This window comes from Sphingomonas sp. IBVSS2 (assembly GCF_002127225.1).
Lineage (GTDB): Bacteria > Pseudomonadota > Alphaproteobacteria > Sphingomonadales > Sphingomonadaceae > Sphingomonas.
Genome location: NZ_NFUR01000005.1, coordinates 193579 through 208864 on the forward strand (window position 1 = coordinate 193579; position 15286 = coordinate 208864).

Here is a 15286-nt window from a genome sequence, read left to right on the forward strand (position 1 = left end):
GAAAGGAACAGCGGCAGCGGGCGCGGTCCGTGTTGCGCCGCAGAATGAAACGATGATAGATATGTTTCACTCACCTGGGGGCCTTAGATGAAGAAGAGCGCTGCTGGCACCGGTCCGGTCATCATCAAGAAGTACGCGAACCGGCGACTCTACAACACCGAAACCTCGTCCTACATCACGCTGGACCATCTGGCCGCGATGACGCGCGAGGGGCGCGATTTCAAGGTCGTCGATGCCAAGACCGAGGAGGACATCACCCATAATGTCCTCACCCAGATCATCATGGAGGAAGAGCAGCGCGGCCAGACCATGCTGCCGGTGAACTTCCTGCGCCAGCTGATCGCGCTGTACGGCGATTCGATGCAGGCGATGGTGCCCGGCTATCTCGAGGCTTCGATGGAGAGCTTCCGCCGCAACCAGCAGCAGTTCAAGTCGGCGGTGGAAGGCGCCTTCGCCAATTCGCCCTTTGCCGAAATGGCCAAGCGCAACATGGAGATCTTCGAAGCCGCGACCCAGGCGTTCAAGCCCGGGACGGCGCCGGGCGCCCCGGGGGCACCCGCGGCTACCCCGGCTCCGGCTCCGGCTCCGGCTCCGGCTCCGGCGGCGAGCGGCGAAGACGATGTCGCGGCGCTCAAGGCGGAACTCGCCCGGCTGCAGGACAAGATCGAGAAGCTGGGGAAGTAATCCCGACTCCCCTCCCTGGAAGGGAGGGGCTTAGGAAGAGCTATGACCGCCCCCGCAGCACGCCCAGCGCCGCACGGATTTCCTCCAGCGTAGGCATCTTCTGCTCGATCACGCAGCGCAGGCCCAGCCCGCCGAATCCGTGATAATCGGTGGCGCTGGCAAAGGCGATCGTGTTGTCGCCGCGCACTTCGGCGCCGCGCACCGCATTGGGCGGCAGCATGACGTGCTCGCCGTGGCGCTTGCCCGCCGATGTGGCGACGATCCGATCCTGCTGGTCGACGATCGAGATGCTGGTCCGCCCCCAGTCGCGCTCGCTGAAGAGCGACCGGTCGGAGATGATCGCGGGGATGTGCCCCTCCCAGTCGAACTCGAGATAGAAGGCGCCGAGCGGCCGTCCGTCGCGGCCGCGCGGGCGCACGCCGGTGACGAAGACGAGCACCGCGCGATGGTCCGAATAGGGGTTGAGCCACACTTCGTCGGTGAACCATTCGTCGCGCCGGTGGCTGCGGATCGCGTTCAGATATTGCGGTGCGCTCGACAGGTCGACGCCGCGCACGCGCGCATGCGGATCGGACGCAGCGATCACCTTGCCCGCGTCGTCGGCAAGGAAGGCGTTGACGTAATAGGGAGAAATCCCGGTGAGCAGTGCCAGCCGGGCATCGGCCGCGGCGATCGTCTCGGGGCTCGGATCCTCGAGCGCGGCGATCACTTCGGCATCGGTCGCCATCACGCGCAGGTCGATGCTGCGGCCATAAAGGTGGCGGGAGACGTTCTGGATCAGCGCCTGGGCGAGCTCGACCAGGCGGGTGCCCTCGATCTCGCTCACCATCTCGTCGGCGATGCCCGCGCCCATGGCGAGGCGCTCGCGCACTTCGGAGCGGAACTCGATCGAGGCGCCGCGCGCCTGCTGCGCCAGCGCCTTCACTTCCTGCGCCACCACCGAGAAGCCGCGCCCGGCCTCGCCCGAGCGCGCGGCTTCGATCGCCGCGTTCAGCGCGAGCAGGTTGGTACGCGCGGCGATTTCCTCGCTGGTCGCGGCATAGCTGTCTACTTCCTCGCGGAGGACCGACAGAAGGGTTCGAATTCGGCGTGGCACATGTCAGTGATAAGACGAGACGGTTAATGCCTCGTTTAGCACGAAAAAATCAGGGTTTCCTGAACTTTAGCGTCATCCGGTCGCTCTCGCCGATCGCGGCGTACTTCGCGCGGTCGACGTCCTTGAGGGTATAGGTGGGGGGCAGCGTCCATACGCCCTTGGGCCAGTCGGCGGTGTCGCGCGGGTTGGCGTTGACCTCGGACGCGGCGACGAAGACGAAGCCGGCCTGCTCGGCCAGGCGGCGGACGGTGGACACCTTCAGATAGCCGCTGGTCTTCTCGCGCGCGTCGCTCGCGCCCTCGGGCAGGCGATGATCCTCGATGCCGAGCGTGCCGCCCTTTTTGAGCATCGCGAACATCTGCTTGAACGCCTCGGGCGCATAGTCCTGGTCGCCGCGCTTGTAGCCCATCCGCCAGTTATGGACGTTGCGGAAGGTGAGGACGATATCGGCGGTGCCGTCGGCCACCTTGGGCTGGCCGGCTTCGGCGGGGAAGGCGACGAGCTTGGCATGGCCGTAGAGCGCCGGGTCCTTGGCCTTCAGCGTCTCGACCGCCTTTCCGCCATTCGGGAAATCGGGGCCGACCGCGGCATAATATTGGCCCTTGGCGCGGGTGAGCGGCGCGAGGATCTCGGTATACCAGCCGCCGCCCGGCCAGATCTCGACCACGGTGTTGCCGGGCTTCACGCCGAAGAAGTTGAGCGTGTCGACCGGATGGCGATAGGGATCGCGCGCGACATTGGCCGGCGAGCGGCTGGGCGAGGCGACCGCCTCGGCAATGGCCGAGCGCTGGGTGCGCGGCGCCCCGGTGGCGACGCTGGCCACGGCGACGGCAGTGGTGAGCACGGCAAGAACGGTCAGGGTCTGGCGCACGCGAATTCCCTCCCTAGATGTCGTCCGCGCATGTGGGGGTTCTTCGGTTCGATGCAACAACAATTATGGTTCGGTGCGGCAGGCGCGGCGGCGATTGCGGTGGTCAGCGCGCTGGGCGAGCATCGCCGCCGCCGGCGCACGCGGATCGACGATGTCGGCTATGTGCCCTGGCAGTTCCTTCAGGTGATGGCGATGCTGGGCGCGGTGATCCTGGCCAGCGTGGCGCTGAACATGCGGTAAGGCGTGGCCTAGCGATCCTTTGCCGGGCAGAGCGCGACGCTGGAGGAACGCTGGTCGATGAGCAGCGCGAAATGCTGCAGGGCATGGGCCCCCACCAGGAGTTCGGGATAGCTGTCGGAGATCCGCACGGTCATATCGGAAAGCGTCGCCGCGCCGATGCGGAACGGGCCGTGGAGCTTCGCGCTGCCGGTCTTCACGGTCGTGTTGGTCAGCTTGCCATCGCCCGCCGCCTCGATCGCGCCGCCGCCGACCTGGTCGAAGAGCGGTCGGGGGAGGACGAAGGCGACATTGGCGCCGGTATCGAGATTGCCTTGGGCCACGACCCCGCCGATCGTCACCGGCACCCGGAAGGCGCGTTCATAGCCGAGCACCCCCGGCGCGCCCGGCGCCAGTCCAGCGCCGGGGGTGAAGCTGAGCCTTTGCTTCGGATAATCGATCACCAGCAACCCGTCGGCAAAGAAGGCGCGGCCCAGGATTCCGGCGAACGCCGCCTCGGGCGCCATCTTGCCGCTATAGTCGCGGGTCATCACTTCCAGATCGCGGCGAACCAGCCCGCCGAGCGCGACCGACGCCAGGCGGACGGTATCGACCCGCGCCGATGCCACGGCATCCGAGGTCTCGGCGGCACCGCTGATCGGCGGCTTCAGTTTCGCGACCAGGCTGGCATCGGCGCGGCCCATTCCGCTCGCGCCCGTATCTACGGCGAAGCGGTACGGTCCGTCGCCATTGACCCGCACATCAACATAGATGCGGCCGTCGATGATGCGGAACGGCACGTTCAGCAGGGCATCGGCAGACGCTTTCTCCACCAGCGCGCAAATCGCCGGCCGGTCCGGGTCGGCCATGGCGGGGCTGGACCCGATCCCGGCCAGCGCGATCGAAGCGGCGAGATTGCGCGCGATTTTCCAGCCCATGATCGTGTCCCCGGCCAAGTGTATTACTTGAATAATGCACTATATCCGCGATGCGTCAATGGCGGCGGCCCGCGGCGCCTGCCCTAATAGAATTTCCGCAGCGTCAGCCGGCGTTCGGTGCCGTCGCACATGCCGAGAGCCACCACACGCCCCGGCGCGCCCGCGCTCCATTCGATCGGCCGCCCGGCTACTGGCAAGCCGTCGGCGCTGCAGATCGCCTCGCCTTCGCGCCAGCCCGATTCGGCGGCGGGCGAGCCGCGCATGACGTGGAGGACGCGCAGATGCGTGCCCCCGGCGCCGAGCAGCAGCCCGCTGGTCGAGCGCAGTACCGGTGGCGCGGGGTTGGGGGCGGGCTGGAGCACCATGCGCCCGGCACGCGGATCGAGCAGCACGCGGTAGCGCAGCAGCAGCCCGGTGCCGATCCGGCCGGCGGCGCCGGCGGCGGTGGAATAGCCGCCTTCGCCTTCGATGCGGACCTCGGTCTCGGACAGGATGTTGCCGCCCAGGGTGAAGCCGGTGATCACCGCCGCCTCGCTGACCAGCGCGCCGCCGATGCCCCAGCCGAGCGTGGTGGTGAGGGTGGCGCCGCGATAGTTCGCGCTGGTCCAGGCGGCCTTGCTCAGCGTCACCGAAGCGCCGTCGCCGGTATCGACGATCATCGGGCGCAACCGCGTGCCGCCAAGGTGGATCTCGGTGACCGGCACGCCGGTGTTGCGCTGGAGCGCGAGCGGCGCGGTGGCGCCCGTGAAGGGCATGCGGCCGCTCGGCAGGATGCGGAAGCGGCGCACCGCATAATCGATGTCGAGCGCGCAGCAGCCCAGCACATCGCTGCCGATCAGCAGGTCGGCGCCGAACCGGTCCTGGCCGGGCGCGTCCGGGATGGCGATGCGGCCGCCGCGCCGGGTGAGGCCGCCGATGACGAGCGTGCCGCCCGGCGCCCAGGCGACTTCCACGCCGCCGCCGATCGCCAGGGCGGGTTGGCGGCGCCCGGTGGCGAGCCGGGCGCGGGCGGCGAAATCCTGGGTGGCGAGCGTGTTGGTGAGCCCGGTATCGAGCACGGCGCGCACGGGCCGGCCGTTCAGCACCGCCTCGAAGCGGATCTGGTTGGAAGGCGTCAGGTCGAACGCGATCCAGCGCGCCTCGCTGTCGGACGCCAGGGTGATGCCGTCCTTCGCTTCCTCGCCATTGGAAACCGGCGGCGCCGAAGCGAATGCGAGGGGCAGGAGGAAACCGAGCATCGGCACGGTCTAGCCGGTCAGGCGATCAGAGGCACGCCTCGAGCAATGCCTGGTCGAAGCCATATTGCTTGGCCTTGTCGAGCGTATAGGGGCGCAGGCCCATCGAGCGATATTCGCCGATGATCTTGCCGTCGGCGCTCTCGTCCAGATACTCGAACTTGAACAGCTCCTGGGTGACGATCACCGGGCCTTCCATGCCGATCACCTCGGTGACGTTGGTCACGCGGCGGCTGCCGTCGCGCAGGCGCTTCACCTGGATGATGAGGTCGACCGAATCGGCGATCTGGCGGCTGATCGCTTCCTTGGGCACCTTGATGTCCGACATCATCACCATGTTCTCCATGCGGGCGAGCGCCTCGCGCGGGGAATTGGAGTGGAGCGTGCACATCGAGCCGTCATGGCCCGTGTTCATGGCGGCGAGCATGTCGAAACACTCGGCGCCGCGGATTTCGCCCAGGATGATGCGGTCGGGGCGCATGCGCAGTGCGTTCTTGACGAGGTCGCGGATGGTGATTTCGCCCTGGCCCTCCAGATTGGGCGGGCGGGTCTCCAGCGGCAGCCAGTGCGGCTGCTGCAGGCGGAGTTCGGCCGCGTCCTCGATCGTCAGCACGCGCTCGCCCGGGTCGATCATCTTCGACAGGGCGTTGAGCATCGTCGTCTTGCCCGAGCCGGTGCCGCCGGAGATGACGATGTTGAAGCGGCTGGCGCCGGCGATCTTGAGGGCGGTCGCCATCTTCTGCGACATCGATCCGCCCTGGGCCATCATGTCCAGCGTGATCGGCTTGGCCGAGAATTTGCGAATCGAGATGGCGGTGCCGCGCAGCGACAGTGGCGGCACGATCACATTGACGCGGCTGCCGTCCTTCAGGCGGGCGTCGGCCAGCGGCGTGGTCTGGTCGACGCGGCGGCCGACCGAGTTGCAGATGCGCTGCGCGATCTGGAACAGATGCTCCTCGTCGCGGAACTGGATATTGGCCAGCTCGAGCTTGCCCTTGCGTTCGACAAAGGTCTGTTCGGGCCCGTTGACCATGATGTCCGAAATGGCCGTGTCGGCGAGCAGTTCCTCGAGCGGCCCCAGGCCGAGCAGCTCGTCGACCAGCACCTTTTCGAGCGCGAACTGTTCGCGGCGGTTGAGCGTGAGCTTCAGCTCGGCGAGCACTTCGCCGATGATCGGGCGGAATTCCTCGGCCAGCTCGTCCTTGCTGAGCGTCGCGGCCGCTTCGGGGTCGACGCGCTCGAGCAGGCGCGGCAGCACCTGTTCCTTGATCCGGTGAATCGAGGCCTCGAAGCCCTCGACGCGCGAATTGCCCTGCTCGCCGGCCGCGGCCTGGCGATCGGCAAGGCGCTGCATCGCCTCCGCGCTGGCGACGCTGGGGCCGCTAGGGTCACGCTGCTCGAATCCGTCCGCGCCGCCCTGGCCGGGCAGCGGCACCGAGTTGATCGGCGGGAATTGCTCGCCGCCCAGCGGCGCGGGATCCACGGGGCGCGGCAGCGGCCCGCCGCCCTGCATCGGCCGCGCGACACCGAACGCCGGCCGGCCTGCCGGTCCACCACCCAATCCGCTGCGTCGTCCGAAAGCGCTCATCAGAATCCAATGTCCCCTCGTTCGGCGAGCGTTAACCGCGAAGGCTTGAGATTTGCCTAATCTTCCGCGGCGTGGGCGCAGCCGCTATGGACGGCCATGCGCTTCTCCCCCTCATGATCGTAGATCGTCATGCGCCGCACGGCCTGGCAGCGGCGGACATAGCGAGCGATCTGGTCGACATTCGCCTGGTTCAGCGGCGCGGCCGGCAGCGGCTCCTGGACGACGACGGTTTCCGGCGCCGCGCGCAGCACGCGGCGCAGCTCGGCCACTTCGTCGATGCCGCTCGCGCCCGATTCCGCGCCTTCGTAGAAATGGGCGGGGAAGGCGAGGGCACTGGGCGGGGCGCTGCCGATCGCGGCATAGAGATAGCTCGGCATCCCGAACACCAGCAGCCTGCCATGCGGCGTTGCCTGGCGCACCTGCTCCACCAGCGCGGCAGCGGCAGGCCGGGCGCGCGCACGGACGCGCAGGTCGAACATGTCCGACGTCGCGAGATTGAGGACCAGCAGCGCGGCGAAACCGAGCGCGCCGATTCCCGGCCGGGCAAAGAAGGGCGCGCCCAGTATCGCCAGCGGGGCCAGCAGGGGCAGGGCGTAATGGAGATAGAGGCCGGGAAAGATCGCGACGGCCAGGGTCGCCGCCCCCGCCCAGCAGGCGAGGAAATCGAGTGGTGCCGGCCGGCCGGCACGACCGCGCAGATAGCCGAGGACCGCGAACAGGAGCGGAAGGCACAACAGCCCGGCCAGCGCCAGTGCGCGCGTCATCCGGCCGGCATCATAGGCGCGGGCGAGGTTCGACAGCACCAGCGCCTGCCACAGCTGCGGGAAATGCCCCATCCACCAATAGGCGAGGCCGATCGCGGCGAGGGGCAGCGCGCCGAGCGCGGCCATCGCCGCGGCGCGAACCGCCAGCGCGCGCCAGTCCATGCCGCTGCGCGCCAGGATCGCGAGGGTGGCGATGCCGAAGAACAGGGCTTCGAACGCCGCCGATTGCTTGAAGCCGATGGCCAGGCCGGCGGTGAGCATGCCGAGCAGTACGCGAGGCGGCAGCACGCCGCGCCGCAATTGCGCGATGCTGGCGGCGATCGACCAGGCGGTGGCGAGGATCAGCGGATTGTAGAACACCGCAGCTTCGCCATTCCCGCCGCCGAAGCGCGTGAGCAGCACGCAATAGGCGATGCCGGCCATCAGCGCCGCCGGAAGGGGCGCGATCATCCGGGCGATTCGCGCGGTGCCATAGCCGCCGAGTGCGGCGAAGACCGTGGCGACGAGCTGATAGGCCAGGGCCGACGGGTGGACCCCGGCGATCGCGGCATAGGTGAGATAGAGGAGCGGCGGCTTGCGGTCCCAGATGTCGACATAGAGAAGGTCGCCGGCGAGGAGTCTGCGCCCGACCAGCGCGAAATACTGGTCGTCCACGGCATAGTTCCACTCGCCATAGGACGGCCAGCGCACCGCCAGCGCGACGAGCAGGAACAGGGCGAACAGTGCCGGGCGCGAGCGTTCGAGGCTCTGCCAGCGCGCCATTGCCATGGTCTCGGGTCCCCCTTCTCGTGCGCTGGAGAATAGGCCCATGGGGTTAAGACCGGGTAGCGGCCATGCCTAGAGGAAAGGCCCGCGCGCGCGGGTGCGGGCGTCGCTGGGCGGCATCCCGGCAAGCGCCCGGAAATCGCGGGCCATATGCGCTTGGTCGGCATAGCCGCGCGCCGCGGCGGTGCCGGCGAGCGTGTCCGCACCCTGCTGGACGTCCTGCAGCGCCTCGCGGAAGCGGAGCAGCCGCAAATAGGTGCGCGGGGCCAGCCCCAGCTCGCGCGCGAAGATGCGCTGCAGGCGACGGTGCGGCAGGCCGGTGCGCGTGGAAATCGCGGCGACGCTGTCCGACGCCAGGATCGCAATGGCCAGCGGGGGCGGCGCGATGCCGGCCAGCGCGCGGGCGAGGTTGGCGACCGGATCGCCTTCCAGCAGCGCCGCCAGCGGCGAATCCGGGGCAATCGCGATCCAGTCGTCGGCGAAGCCGGGGCATGGCGCGCCGCCCAGCGCGTGCCACGCCCAGGGCCAGAGCTTGATCGCGGTGAAGCGCGCGTCGCCGCTGAAGCCGAACCGGATCGGACGATCGGAAAGGCCGGTGGCGAAATATTCCGGCTGGCCGCGCCGCCATTCGGAGCGGCCGGCATGGCGGCGGATCAGCTCGACACAGCCATCGGGCGTCGCCTCATGCTCCACCCATCCCGGCTGGCTGGCGGCGAGCGTCCACACCGCGGCGGCGAGGCCGGCGAGCGCGGGCGGCAAGGGCAGCTCGGCATAGTCCATGACGCCAGCCTCGCATGTCGCGTCGGTTCAAGCCAGCGCGGGCGGCGCGGCGTATCGCGCCACGCGGAACAGGGAGGATTCGAGATGATCGCCAACATCATTCTGCTCGCCGGACTGGGCCTGGCCGGTCCGCAGGAAATGCCGTTCGGCTGGCTGGTCGGCAAATGGTGCACCGAGCCGCGGGGCGGCCGCACGACCTGCGAGACCTGGGAGCCGATGGGATCGGATCAGGTCATGCGCGGCGTCACCGTCACGACGAGCGCCAAGGGTGCGCGGCGCGAGCCGATGCGGATCAGCGGCGATGCGGCCGGGTTCGTCTTCCATGCCGAGCCGGCCGGACAGGCCGCGACCGATTTCCGGGCGGCAGCGCACGACGCGGCGGGGCAGGGCATCACCTTCGTCAACGCGGCGCATGATTATCCGCAGCGCATCCGCTATTGGCGCGAGGGCGAGATGCTGATGGCGGAGATTTCGCTGGCCGATGGCGGCAAGCCGATGCGCTGGGCCTATCGGCGGGTGAGCCGGTAGCACAGCGAAAGCCGGGATCTCAGGCCGCGAGAGGCGGGACGAGAGCTTCCCCGGGGATCCCGGCTTTCACCGGGATGACGGAGCCGGCGGGTTCGATCCGCCGGCTTCTCTCGTGATTCAGCCCTCGGCCTTCTCGGCGAGGACGGTCAGGCCCTTCTCGTTCACTTCCGCGAAGCCGCCTTCGATGCGGATCGTCTCCGGCGTGGTGGCACCCGCCTTGTAGATCTCGAGATTGCCGTCGCGGATGGTCGACATCAGCGGGGCATGGCCTTCGAGCACGCCGAAATCGCCCTCGGTGCCGGGGACGACGACCATGTGCACTTCCTCCGAGCGGAGGAGCTTTTCGGGGGTGACGAGTTCGAAGTGCAGGCTCATTTTCTAATCCTCTCCCCTTCCGCTTGCGGGAGGGGCCGGGGGAGGGCCTGTCAATTTCCAACGGGAGGGCCGGCCCTTACAGGCCCTCCCCTAACCCCTCCCGCAAGCGGAAGGGGAATTTGCAGCTTACGCCTCTTCGGCCAGCTTCTTGCCCTTGGCGATGGCATCGTCGATGCCGCCGACCATGTAGAAGGCGGCTTCCGGCAGATGGTCATACTCGCCGTTCACCACCGCCTTGAACGACTTGATGGTGTCCTCGATCTGCACGAACGCACCCGGGATGCCGGTGAACACTTCGGCGACGTGGAAGGGCTGCGAGAGGAAGCGCTGGATCTTGCGGGCGCGCGAGACGGTCAGCTTGTCCTCTTCCGAGAGCTCGTCCATGCCGAGGATGGCGATGATGTCCTGCAGCGACTTGTACTTCTGCAGGATCGACTGGACCGCACGGGCCGTCTCGTAATGCTCCTGGCCGACGACGCGCGGCTCGAGCACGCGGCTGGTCGAATCCAGCGGATCCACCGCCGGATAGATGCCGAGCTCCGAGATCGCGCGGTTGAGCACGGTCGTCGCGTCGAGGTGGGCGAACGACGTCGCCGGCGCCGGGTCGGTAAGGTCGTCCGCGGGGACGTACACGGCCTGCACCGAAGTGATCGAGCCCTTGTTGGTCGAGGTGATGCGCTCCTGCAGCGCGCCCATGTCGGTCGACAGGGTCGGCTGATAGCCCACGGCCGAAGGAATGCGGCCGAGCAGCGCCGACACTTCCGAACCCGCCTGGGTGAAACGGAAGATGTTGTCGACGAAGAACAGCACGTCCTGGCCTTCGACGTCGCGGAAATATTCGGCGATCGTCAGGCCCGACAGCGCGACGCGGGCACGGGCGCCCGGCGGCTCGTTCATCTGGCCATAGACCAGCGCCACCTTCGAACCGTCGGAGATGGCGTTGCCATCGGCGTCCTTGGCGATGACGCCCGCGTCGAGGAACTCGTGATAGAGATCGTTGCCCTCGCGGGTACGCTCGCCGACGCCGGCGAACACCGAAGTGCCGCCATGGCCCTTGGCGATGTTGTTGATCAGCTCCTGGATGAGCACGGTCTTGCCCACGCCGGCGCCGCCGAACAGGCCGATCTTGCCGCCCTTCGCATAGGGCGCGAGCAGGTCGATCACCTTGATGCCGGTGACGAGGATCGCGCTCTCGGTCGACTGGTCGATGAAGAGCGGGGCCTCGGCGTGGATCGGCGCGCGCAGATCGGTGGCCACGGGGCCGCGCTCGTCGATCGGCTCGCCGACGACGTTGAGGATGCGGCCGAGCGTCGCCGGGCCGACCGGGACCTGGATCTGGCTGCCGGTGTCGGTGACGGTCTGGCCGCGGGTCAGGCCCTCGGTCGAGTCCATCGCGATCGTGCGGACGGTGTTCTCGCCGAGGTGCTGGGCGACCTCGAGGACGAGCTTGTTGCCGTTATTGTCGGTCTCGAGCGCCGAAAGGATCGCCGGCAGCGCGCCCTCGAAGGCGACGTCGACGACGGCGCCGATCACCTGGCTGATGCGGCCGACATTGTTGGTGGTGGTCGGCAGAGTGCCGGCGGCATCCGCCTTCGGCTTGGTCGCGCGCGGCTTGCGGGCGGGCTTCTCTGCGATCGGAGCTTCGGTTGCCATTGCTGTTTCCTCGTTCGAACGGTCTTAGAGCGCTTCGGCGCCCGAAATGATTTCCACCAGCTCGGTGGTGATCGCGGCCTGGCGCTGACGGTTGTACAGCGTGTTGAGGCGCTTGATCAGGTCGCCGGCGTTGCGCGTGGCGTTGTCCATCGCGGTCATCTTGCTGCCCTGCTCCGACGCGGCGTTCTCGCGCATCGCGCGGTAGAGCTGGACGGCGACGTTGCGCGGCAGCAGGTCGGCGAGGATCGATTCCTCGTCGGGCTCATAAGTGACGGCGGCGCCGCTGCCCGGCGTCTCCGCGACGGCTGCCGGCACGGCGACCGGAATGATCTGCTGCGCGGTCGGCTCCTGGGCGAGGACCGACTTGAAGGTGGAGTAGAAGAGCGTCGCCACGTCGAACTCGCCCGCCTCGAAGCGCGCGATCAGGTCGTCGGCATAGCCGCGCGCATCGGCGAAGCCCAGCTTGCCCAGGTCGCCCGGCTCGATCGAATGGACGATGTCCTTGGGGAACTGGCGGTTGAGCACGGCGCGGCCCTTGCGGCCGATCGTGTAGATCTTCACTGTCTTGCCCTGCGCCACCAGCTCCTGTGCATGGCGGCGGGCCAGGCGGGCGATGTTGGTGTTGAACGCGCCGGCCAGGCCCTTGTCGCTGGTGGCGACGACGAGCAGGTGCACCTGGTCCTTGCCGGTGCCGGCGAGCAGCTTGGGCGAGCTCTCGCTCACCGTCACCTTGCCGGCCAGGCTGGCGACGACGCCTTCGAGGCGCTGGGCATAGGGGCGCCCGGCCTCGGCCGCTTCCTGCGCGCGGCGCAGCTTGGCGGCGGCGACCATCTTCATCGCCTTGGTGATCTTCTGCGTCGACTTCACCGAGCCGATGCGGATCTTGAGGGCCTTCAAACTTGCCATTTACGAATTCCGAGCAAGGGCCAGACGGCCCGCGAGACCAACAAATGCGACGCCGAGCACGCCCTCGATCCAGCGCATCGCGCTGCTCTGCTTCGCGGCGCGGCCCGCACGGGCGGCGACGAAGACGATACCGGTGAGCCAGAAGCCGCCGAGCACATAGGGCACTGCGATCAGCAGCGCGCCCTTGAGCGGGGCGTCAGCGCCGGTGCCGACGAACTGCGGCAGGATGGCGAGGAAGAACAGCGCGACCTTGGGATTGAGCGCGGTGGTGAGCAGTCCCTGCCAGAAGGGCTTGCCCAGAGCAGGCGCCTCGGCGGTGGCGGGAGCCGGCTGGATCGCGCCGCGGATCAGCTTGAAGCCGAGCCACGCCAGGTAGATCGCGCCGGCGGCCTTCACCACCGTGAACAGCGCCGGGAAGACCGACAGGACGGCGAGGAAGCCGAAGCCGCACAGCGCCATGTACCACAGTCCCCCGAGCACCACGCCCGAGACCGCCGCCAGGCCGGCCCGCACGCCTCCCCGCGCCGCGTGACCCGCGACGAGCATGGTGTCCGGCCCGGGCGTCAGCACGAGGCCGACGCTGAGCAGCGTCCATGCGAGGAGGGAGTGGTCGGCCATCGGCTGGCGATCAGGCGAAGGTCTTGGCGAACGCCTCGAGGGCGGTCTTGAGCTTCGCCTTCACTTCGTCCGACAGGTCCTTCGAGTCGCGGATCGCGCTCAGGATGTCGGCGTGGTTCGCGCGCAGGTCGGCGAGCATCGCCGCCTCGTAGCGCACCACGTCCTGCACCGCGACGGCGTCCAGGAAGCCCTGGGTGCCGGCGAAGATCGACGCCGTCTGCTCCTCGAAGGGCAGCGGGTTGAACTGCGGCTGCTTGAGCAGCTCGGTCAGGCGCGCGCCGCGGTTGAGCAGGCGCTGGGTCGAGGCGTCGAGGTCCGAACCGAACTGGGCGAACGCCGCCATCTCGCGATACTGGGCGAGGTCGAGCTTGATCGAGCCCGAGACCTTCTTCATCGCCTTGGTCTGGGCCGAGGAGCCCACGCGCGACACCGAGAGGCCGACGTTGATCGCCGGGCGGATGCCGGCGTTGAACAGGTCGGTCTCGAGGAAGATCTGGCCGTCGGTGATCGAGATCACGTTGGTCGGGATATAGGCCGACACGTCGCCCGCCTGGGTCTCGATGATCGGCAGCGCGGTGAGCGAGCCGTTGCCATTGGCGTCATTGAGCTTGGCGGCGCGCTCGAGCAGGCGGCTGTGGAGATAGAACACGTCGCCCGGATAGGCTTCGCGGCCCGGCGGGCGGCGCAGCAGCAGCGACATCTGGCGATAGGCGACGGCCTGCTTCGACAGATCGTCAAACACGATCAGCGCGTGCATGCCGTTGTCGCGGAAATACTCGCCCATCGCGGTGCCGGTGTACGGCGCGAGGAACTGCAGCGGCGCGGGATCCGAAGCGGTTGCGGCGACGACGATGGAATATTCCATCGCGCCATTCTCCTCGAGCGTGCGCACCAGCTGGGCGACGGTCGAGCGCTTCTGGCCGACGGCGACATAGACGCAGTAGAGCTTCTTGCTCTCGTCATTGCCGGCGTTGACGGTCTTCTGGTTGATGAACGTGTCGATCGCGACGGCCGACTTGCCGGTCTGGCGGTCGCCGATGATCAGTTCGCGCTGGCCGCGGCCGACGGGCACGAGCGCGTCGATCGCCTTGAGGCCGGTCTGCACCGGCTCGTGCACCGACTTGCGCGGGATGATGCCCGGCGCCTTCACTTCGACGCGGCTGCGCTTCTCGGCGACGATCGGGCCCTTGCCGTCGATCGGGTTGCCGAGGCCGTCCACGACGCGGCCGAGCAGGCCCTTGCCGACGGGCACGTCCACGATGGTGCCGGTGCGCTTGACGGTGTCGCCCTCGCGGATCTCGGCGTCCGAGCCGAAGATCACGACGCCGACATTGTCGGCCTCGAGGTTGAGCGCCATGCCCTGCACGCCGTTCGCGAACTCGACCATCTCGCCCGCCTGGACGTTGTCGAGCCCGTGGATGCGCGCGATGCCGTCACCGACGCTGAGCACCTGGCCGGTCTCGGAGACCTGGGCCTCGGAGCCGAAATTGGCGATCTGGTCCTTGATGACCTTCGAGATTTCTGCGGCGCGGATATCCATGTCTTAGCCTTCAGCCTTTCATCGCGTGCGCGAGGGAATTGAGTCGGGTCTTGATCGAGCTGTCGATCATCTGGCTGCCGATCTTCACGACCAGCCCGCCAAGGAGCGAGGGATCGACCGAGAGGTCGACGGCCACTTCCCGGCCGATGCGGGCGCGCAGCTGCTGCTTGAGCGCGTCGACCTGAGCGGCGGAAAGCGGATGGGCGGAGACGACTTCCGCAGTGGTCTCGCCGCGATGGGCGGCAGCCAGCTGGCGGAAGGCGCGGATCACCGCGGGCAGCTGGTTCAGCCGGCGGTTCTGCGCCAGCACGCCCAGGAAGCTGGTGGTAGTGGCATCGAGCTTCAGGCTGGCGGCGACGGCGGCGACGGCCTTGGCGGCGTCGGCACGCGAAACCAGCGGGCTGGCGGTCAGCGCCTTGAAGTCGCTCGATTCGGCAAGCGCCTTGGCCACGGTGCCGAGGCTGCCCTCGACCTGGCCCAGGGCCTTCGAATCACGCGCGAGCTCGAACAGGGCGGTAGCGTAGCGTCCGCTTAGGCTTGCCTGGATACCGGCGGAATTCTCCACGCGATCGGGTTCCTCTCGGAGGTTCGGGTTTCAGCCCCATATGAATTGGGGGCCGATTTCCGGCTCCATCAAAGTATTACTCTGACGGCTGCCCCATACGGCCCCCTATGGGTCGCGGCGCGGTTAGCATCGGTGTCACGGGGATGCAACCCGAGTCCGATTCG

Annotated in this window: 16 protein-coding genes; 3 read left to right on the forward strand and 13 right to left on the reverse strand. The window is 68.3% G+C overall.

All coding sequences use genetic code 11. From position 1 onward, the window contains the following. The first annotated feature begins 87 nt into the window (after positions 1–87). Entirely contained in the window at positions 88–684 is a 597-nt protein-coding gene (gene phaR, locus CAP40_RS16420; protein WP_086130627.1) for a polyhydroxyalkanoate synthesis repressor PhaR, read from the forward strand. Between the two features lie 40 nt (positions 685–724). On the opposite strand, the gene CAP40_RS16425 is transcribed toward phaR, so the two are convergent. After that, positions 725–1780, reverse strand: a complete 1056-nt coding sequence (locus CAP40_RS16425) for a methyl-accepting chemotaxis protein (RefSeq protein WP_086130628.1) — start codon at positions 1778–1780, stop codon at positions 725–727. A gap of 49 nt (positions 1781–1829) precedes the next feature. Then, complete coding sequence (locus CAP40_RS16430; protein WP_086130629.1) at positions 1830–2651, reverse strand: class I SAM-dependent methyltransferase; 822 nt, start codon at positions 2649–2651, stop codon at positions 1830–1832. Positions 2652–2681: 30 nt separating this feature from the next. Here CAP40_RS16430 and CAP40_RS16435 point away from each other — a divergent pair, with 30 nt between their 5' ends. Next, positions 2682–2891 carry a hypothetical protein gene (locus CAP40_RS16435; protein ID WP_256924293.1) on the forward strand — a complete coding sequence of 70 codons (210 nt, stop codon included), beginning with the start codon at positions 2682–2684 and terminating at the stop codon, positions 2889–2891. An 8-nt stretch (positions 2892–2899) separates the two neighbouring features. On the opposite strand, the gene CAP40_RS16440 is transcribed toward CAP40_RS16435, so the two are convergent. From CAP40_RS16440 to CAP40_RS16460, 5 genes are all read right to left on the reverse strand, one after another. Next, positions 2900–3805 carry a retropepsin-like aspartic protease gene (locus CAP40_RS16440; RefSeq protein WP_256924294.1) on the reverse strand — a complete coding sequence of 302 codons (906 nt, stop codon included), beginning with the start codon at positions 3803–3805 and terminating at the stop codon, positions 2900–2902. A gap of 83 nt (positions 3806–3888) precedes the next feature. Further along, positions 3889–5043 (reverse strand): aspartyl protease family protein, encoded by a 1155-nt coding sequence (locus tag CAP40_RS16445; RefSeq protein ID WP_086130630.1) that lies wholly within the window; start codon positions 5041–5043, stop codon positions 3889–3891. A 25-nt stretch (positions 5044–5068) separates the two neighbouring features. Continuing rightward, entirely contained in the window at positions 5069–6628 is a 1560-nt protein-coding gene (locus CAP40_RS16450) for a CpaF family protein (RefSeq protein WP_086130631.1), read from the reverse strand. A gap of 56 nt (positions 6629–6684) precedes the next feature. After that, positions 6685–8160 carry a hypothetical protein gene (locus CAP40_RS16455; RefSeq protein WP_086130632.1) on the reverse strand — a complete coding sequence of 492 codons (1476 nt, stop codon included), beginning with the start codon at positions 8158–8160 and terminating at the stop codon, positions 6685–6687. Between the two features lie 69 nt (positions 8161–8229). Next, entirely contained in the window at positions 8230–8937 is a 708-nt protein-coding gene (locus tag CAP40_RS16460; RefSeq protein ID WP_086130633.1) for a helix-turn-helix domain-containing protein, read from the reverse strand. A gap of 84 nt (positions 8938–9021) precedes the next feature. Between CAP40_RS16460 and CAP40_RS16465 the strand changes: the two genes are divergently transcribed. After that, positions 9022–9465, forward strand: coding sequence for a DUF6265 family protein (locus CAP40_RS16465; RefSeq protein WP_086130634.1), 444 nt, complete (start codon positions 9022–9024; stop codon positions 9463–9465). Between the two features lie 117 nt (positions 9466–9582). Here CAP40_RS16465 and CAP40_RS16470 read toward each other — a convergent pair whose 3' ends face one another. From CAP40_RS16470 to CAP40_RS16495, 6 genes are all read right to left on the reverse strand, one after another. Then, on the reverse strand, positions 9583–9840 hold the full coding sequence (locus CAP40_RS16470; RefSeq protein ID WP_086130635.1) for an ATP synthase F1 subunit epsilon: 258 nt from the start codon (positions 9838–9840) through the stop codon (positions 9583–9585). 126 nt (positions 9841–9966) lie between these two features. Next, positions 9967–11493, reverse strand: coding sequence for a F0F1 ATP synthase subunit beta (atpD, locus tag CAP40_RS16475; RefSeq protein ID WP_256924295.1), 1527 nt, complete (start codon positions 11491–11493; stop codon positions 9967–9969). Between the two features lie 24 nt (positions 11494–11517). Then, entirely contained in the window at positions 11518–12399 is an 882-nt protein-coding gene (locus CAP40_RS16480; protein ID WP_086130636.1) for a F0F1 ATP synthase subunit gamma, read from the reverse strand. Further along, a complete protein-coding gene (locus CAP40_RS16485) occupies positions 12400–13017 on the reverse strand; it encodes a LysE family translocator (RefSeq protein WP_086130637.1) in 618 nt (205 codons plus the stop codon). A gap of 10 nt (positions 13018–13027) precedes the next feature. After that, positions 13028–14557, reverse strand: a complete 1530-nt coding sequence (gene atpA, locus CAP40_RS16490; RefSeq protein ID WP_086130638.1) for a F0F1 ATP synthase subunit alpha — start codon at positions 14555–14557, stop codon at positions 13028–13030. Between the two features lie 10 nt (positions 14558–14567). After that, complete coding sequence (locus CAP40_RS16495; protein ID WP_086130639.1) at positions 14568–15122, reverse strand: F0F1 ATP synthase subunit delta; 555 nt, start codon at positions 15120–15122, stop codon at positions 14568–14570. Positions 15123–15286: the final 164 nt, after the last annotated feature.

What these genes read in the sequence shown, in the direction of transcription:
- phaR (WP_086130627.1), top strand. Translation starts at nt 88, where the DNA reads ATGAAGAAGAGCGCTGCTGGCACCGGTCCGGTCATCATCAAGAAGTAC.
- CAP40_RS16435 (WP_256924293.1), top strand. Translation starts at nt 2,682, where the DNA reads ATGTGGGGGTTCTTCGGTTCGATGCAACAACAATTATGGTTCGGTGCG.
- CAP40_RS16440 (WP_256924294.1), bottom strand. Translation starts at nt 3,805, where the DNA reads ATGGGCTGGAAAATCGCGCGCAATCTCGCCGCTTCGATCGCGCTGGCC.
- CAP40_RS16445 (WP_086130630.1), bottom strand. Translation starts at nt 5,043, where the DNA reads ATGCTCGGTTTCCTCCTGCCCCTCGCATTCGCTTCGGCGCCGCCGGTT.
- CAP40_RS16450 (WP_086130631.1), bottom strand. Translation starts at nt 6,628, where the DNA reads ATGAGCGCTTTCGGACGACGCAGCGGATTGGGTGGTGGACCGGCAGGC.
- CAP40_RS16455 (WP_086130632.1), bottom strand. Translation starts at nt 8,160, where the DNA reads ATGGCAATGGCGCGCTGGCAGAGCCTCGAACGCTCGCGCCCGGCACTG.
- CAP40_RS16460 (WP_086130633.1), bottom strand. Translation starts at nt 8,937, where the DNA reads ATGGACTATGCCGAGCTGCCCTTGCCGCCCGCGCTCGCCGGCCTCGCC.
- CAP40_RS16465 (WP_086130634.1), top strand. Translation starts at nt 9,022, where the DNA reads ATGATCGCCAACATCATTCTGCTCGCCGGACTGGGCCTGGCCGGTCCG.
- CAP40_RS16470 (WP_086130635.1), bottom strand. Translation starts at nt 9,840, where the DNA reads ATGAGCCTGCACTTCGAACTCGTCACCCCCGAAAAGCTCCTCCGCTCG.
- atpD (WP_256924295.1), bottom strand. Translation starts at nt 11,493, where the DNA reads ATGGCAACCGAAGCTCCGATCGCAGAGAAGCCCGCCCGCAAGCCGCGC.
- CAP40_RS16480 (WP_086130636.1), bottom strand. Translation starts at nt 12,399, where the DNA reads ATGGCAAGTTTGAAGGCCCTCAAGATCCGCATCGGCTCGGTGAAGTCG.
- CAP40_RS16485 (WP_086130637.1), bottom strand. Translation starts at nt 13,017, where the DNA reads ATGGCCGACCACTCCCTCCTCGCATGGACGCTGCTCAGCGTCGGCCTC.
- atpA (WP_086130638.1), bottom strand. Translation starts at nt 14,557, where the DNA reads ATGGATATCCGCGCCGCAGAAATCTCGAAGGTCATCAAGGACCAGATC.